Source organism: Sphingosinicella soli (assembly GCF_014199685.1).
Taxonomy (GTDB): domain Bacteria; phylum Pseudomonadota; class Alphaproteobacteria; order Sphingomonadales; family Sphingomonadaceae; genus Sphingosinicella; species Sphingosinicella soli.
In genome coordinates, this window is sequence record NZ_JACHNZ010000077.1 from 1 (window position 1) to 3,522 (window position 3,522).

6 protein-coding genes are annotated in these 3,522 nt (G+C 61.6%); 2 read left to right on the forward strand and 4 right to left on the reverse strand.

Annotation, left to right across the window (positions count from 1 at the left end; genetic code table 11):
- Positions 1–195: 195 nt before the first annotated feature.
- From GGQ98_RS17930 to GGQ98_RS17940, 3 genes are all read right to left on the reverse strand, one after another.
- Positions 196–969: a nucleotidyltransferase domain-containing protein gene (locus GGQ98_RS17930; protein ID WP_243452000.1), complete on the reverse strand. Its 774-nt coding sequence runs from the start codon at positions 967–969 to the stop codon at positions 196–198.
- Between the two features lie 76 nt (positions 970–1,045).
- Entirely contained in the window at positions 1,046–1,291 is a 246-nt protein-coding gene (locus GGQ98_RS17935; RefSeq protein WP_243452001.1) for an RNA polymerase sigma factor, read from the reverse strand.
- Positions 1,292–1,597: 306 nt separating this feature from the next.
- A complete protein-coding gene (locus GGQ98_RS17940; RefSeq protein WP_184072023.1) occupies positions 1,598–2,032 on the reverse strand; it encodes a Ros/MucR family transcriptional regulator in 435 nt (144 codons plus the stop codon).
- 361 nt (positions 2,033–2,393) lie between these two features.
- On the opposite strand from GGQ98_RS17940, the gene GGQ98_RS17945 reads away from it, so the two are divergent.
- Both GGQ98_RS17945 and GGQ98_RS17950 read left to right on the forward strand, forming a co-directional pair.
- Positions 2,394–2,600: a helix-turn-helix transcriptional regulator gene (locus tag GGQ98_RS17945; protein WP_184072025.1), complete on the forward strand. Its 207-nt coding sequence runs from the start codon at positions 2,394–2,396 to the stop codon at positions 2,598–2,600.
- 49 nt (positions 2,601–2,649) lie between these two features.
- Complete coding sequence (locus GGQ98_RS17950) at positions 2,650–2,853, forward strand: hypothetical protein (protein ID WP_184071631.1); 204 nt, start codon at positions 2,650–2,652, stop codon at positions 2,851–2,853.
- Between the two features lie 9 nt (positions 2,854–2,862).
- Here GGQ98_RS17950 and GGQ98_RS17955 read toward each other — a convergent pair.
- A partial coding sequence (locus GGQ98_RS17955) for a tyrosine-type recombinase/integrase (protein ID WP_184072026.1) occupies positions 2,863–3,522 on the reverse strand: 660 nt, incomplete at its 5' end.

A 3,522-nucleotide genomic window follows, 5' to 3' on the forward strand; every position in this document is an offset into this window, starting at 1 on the left:
CGCGCGAGATCGCGACCGCGAACTCGTCCATCAGAATATGCTGAACGCGCGCCAGCTCGTTTTGCTGGATCAGAGGCAGATGATCGACGTCTTTGCGCATTTCCAGATTCTCGCGATCTCTGAGGCAAGTAGCAAGTCTTCGATGCGCGCCGGGGCGCAAAGCTCCTCCTCGGTCATCGGCAACGCCGCTGGAAACTATGCCGCGCCGATCGCCGCGAAGTTGCCGGAAAACCCGCACATCCCCAGCCCACTCGGCATAGTGTCGCGCTCGGCATAAAGCCCATTATGCCGCGCGCGGCATAACGGCGAGTAAAGCGTCAGCACCAGCATCGTGCAGTGGTAAAGACGCTCGACCGCCTGATGCAGCGTGAAAGCAGCGTCCCTGCGCCATTCCGGATCAGCTTTTCCCTCACGCTGCTCCATCTCGAAGGTGCGAAGGCGCCGCAGTGCGCTGGGAAACCACTGATCAAAATGTTTCTGCGCCTCGGCGCGGGCCTCTTCGGGCGGGAGCTTGCGGGGCATGGCGAGCCCGAACCCTTCGGCCTCGTAAAGCGCGATGCCCTGCTCGGTGATGTCGATGAAGAAGGGACGGCCTTGCTCGAGCTGCTTGTTCACGTCCTTGAGGCTGTGAACGATGAACCCGACAGGCGCGCTGAGCACGCCGCTTATCGTCATGTCGCGCATCAACCGGTCGTCGGCGGCGGCCCAATAGTCGACAACGTCGGTGAGCCGTTCATCACTGACGACGACAAGGATGTCGTAATCCGACTTGTACCCGCCGACGGGATCATCGACCCAGTCGCCGCGGGCATAGCTGCCGTAAAGGATGACCTTGAGGATGCGCCCCGCCTTCTTCCACGGCTGGGTCGAGCGGGCCGTGGCTTCGGCAAACTCTTCGAACAGCACGCGCACGACATGCGCCAGCTCGCGCTGCTTGGCTTCCGGAAGATGATCGAGCCCCGTCCTCATGGACACAGGTTCGCCGCTGAACCGCGACTTGCCAAGCACTTATTGTGATCGGACATGGCTTAAGCCCGCAACGCGGTCACAGCTTGCCCGCGCGGATCAGCGCATGAGCGAACGCGCGCAGCGTGAGCGCAACGTGCCGCTCGACGGCAGCGGTGCTGATCCCCAGCCGCACGGCAATGCTGGCGTAGTCGAGGCCATCGAAGCGATGCAGTGCGAATACGGCCCGGGTCTGCGCCGGCAGCGCGTCGAACGTCCGCCGCATGATGGCTAGCGTCTCGGCGTCCGCCTGCCCCCGGGTTTCAGAGCCGCTCTTCCCGTTCATCATCCTTCTCCCTTCCAACAGCCGCGGCCCCGGCCGGAGGGCGGGGGCGGGCGGCAGGAACGGGATTAGGCGGGCCGCATGAGGCGGACTGCACCCGAAGGCTGGAACGCGAGTGGAAGACCTGCCGCAGGCAGGTTGCAGGCCGGCGCGGCCCGCCCAAAGACCCGTGACGCCCGCGCCCGACCATCAGGACGGCACAAACGACATCACCCCGCCCGTGAGGGCGGGGTGGCTATCCGCTTCGACGCATGGCGTCACATAATCAGGAACCCCGGTGCCGCACGCGGCGGCGCGGGGGTTGTAGCCTCAGGCCTTTTTCTTGCCCCGGCCCGAACTGGTGCGCTTGGTGCCGAGACCGATCTTCTTCGCCAGTTCCTGGCGCTGCAGCGCGTAGTTCGGTGCAACCATCGGATAGTCGGCGGGAAGGCCCCACTTCGCGCGATATTCGTCGGGGGTCATGTTGTAGTGCGTCATCAGGTGGCGTTTCAGCATCTTAAGCTTCTTGCCGCTTTCAAGGCAGACGATGAAGTCGGGCTTCACCGACGAACGGATGGAAACGGCCGGTTCCTGCTGGACTTTCTCGGGCTCGACCACGCCGCCGAGTTTCGCGAGCGCCGCGTAGACGTTCGAGATGAGGGTCGGCAGGTCGGAGACCGCGACCGTGTTGTTGGCAACATGCGATGAGACGATCTCGGCGGTAAATGCGAGAAACTCCTGATGCGCGGTGCTCTGATCCGTCATGAGAAAAGACCCTGTTCTTTCACGTCCTGCTGTATTGCCGGACTTGCGCGCTACCCTACACGAGCGAGCATGAACGCGGAATTCCTGAAATGATGCCTTGTTCCATACGTCTGTTCTTTTAACGCCAAGTGATTCGCGTGGCTTTTGCACGCCGGGACATCCTGAGACGGTAAATCTCAGCGCCTCTCAAAAATACTTTTGCGTCAATAAGCATCAATATGCGTTCACGTGCGTCCGTATGCTTCCAGAACGTACCATTCGTCCGTTTAGCACTGTTTTGGCACTCTTGACGCGTGCGCCAATTCTGGACTTCCTGATCTTCGCAAGGGGGAGCTGACAACCGCTTAAGGAAGGACCAGCCATGTCCCATGACCGTATCTTGCGCCTGAAGGCCGTCCTCGACCGTACCGGGCTCAGCCGCTCAACGCTCTACCGGAAGATGCAGTCCGGGAGTTTCCCACGGCAGGTCCGGATCGCGACGCGCTGTACCGGCTGGCGTGAGTCCGCTGTCAGCGCGTGGATGAAGAACCCGATGTTCTTCCATGTCGACGACCTGCCGGCGGAGTAAGCCGAGCCCTTGCTGGACAAGATGATGGCGTGCCCGCTATCGGCGCGGCATGGCAATCATCGCAACGATCATGAACACGGCCACCGGCCAGCCCATTCAGAAGATGACCTTCGGCCGGATGCCCAAGCCGTGGGTCACATTCAACCTTGAAACCGGAGAGCGCGTCACCGCCGACCGCGTGCATGTCGGGAAACCTGCGCCGGGCAAGTTCATCGCACCCGTTGAAGTGTGGGTCACGCCGAAATCAGACTGAAGAGGGTGCTCAGCCCACGCTTTGGAGCTTGTGAATGGGGATCACTGCCCCGCCGATCTTCAGGCGATCAAGGTAGTCACTCCACCATTGCGCCATTTCGACGCGCTCGTCCCAGTGCTGACCTCTTGCGTAGGTTCCGCGCACGGCATTGCTGTGTCCGTGGGCCAATGCGCGTTCGATGGCGTCGGGATGCCACTTCCCACTCTCGTTTAGCAGGGTGCTTGCAGTCGCCCTGAAGCCATGGGCAGTTACAACGTCTTTTGGAAAACCCATGCGCCGGAAGGCGAGGTTGATAGCGTTCTCGCACATCGGCTTCAGATGGCTGCGTTCACCGGGAAACAACCAGTCCATCCAACCCGTGTGACGGCGCAGCTCCTGCAAAAGCGCAATGGACTGCGACGACAGCGGAACGCTGTGTGGGCGCCGGAGCTTGGTGCGATCCGCCGGAATTCGCCATACAGCCTCTTCCCAATCGACCTCATCCCATTTCGCATATCTGAGTTCGCCCGGTCGGACGAAAACATGAGGGAGAAGCTGCATTGCGATTTTGACGATGGGGCCGCCGCCGTACTCGTTGACGTGACCCCCTGGTTTCCACCAGCACGGATTAGAGTCCGGCAGCTTTGTTGCGCATGAGCGCGGGTTGAGCAATGGCCTGCGAAGCGGAGC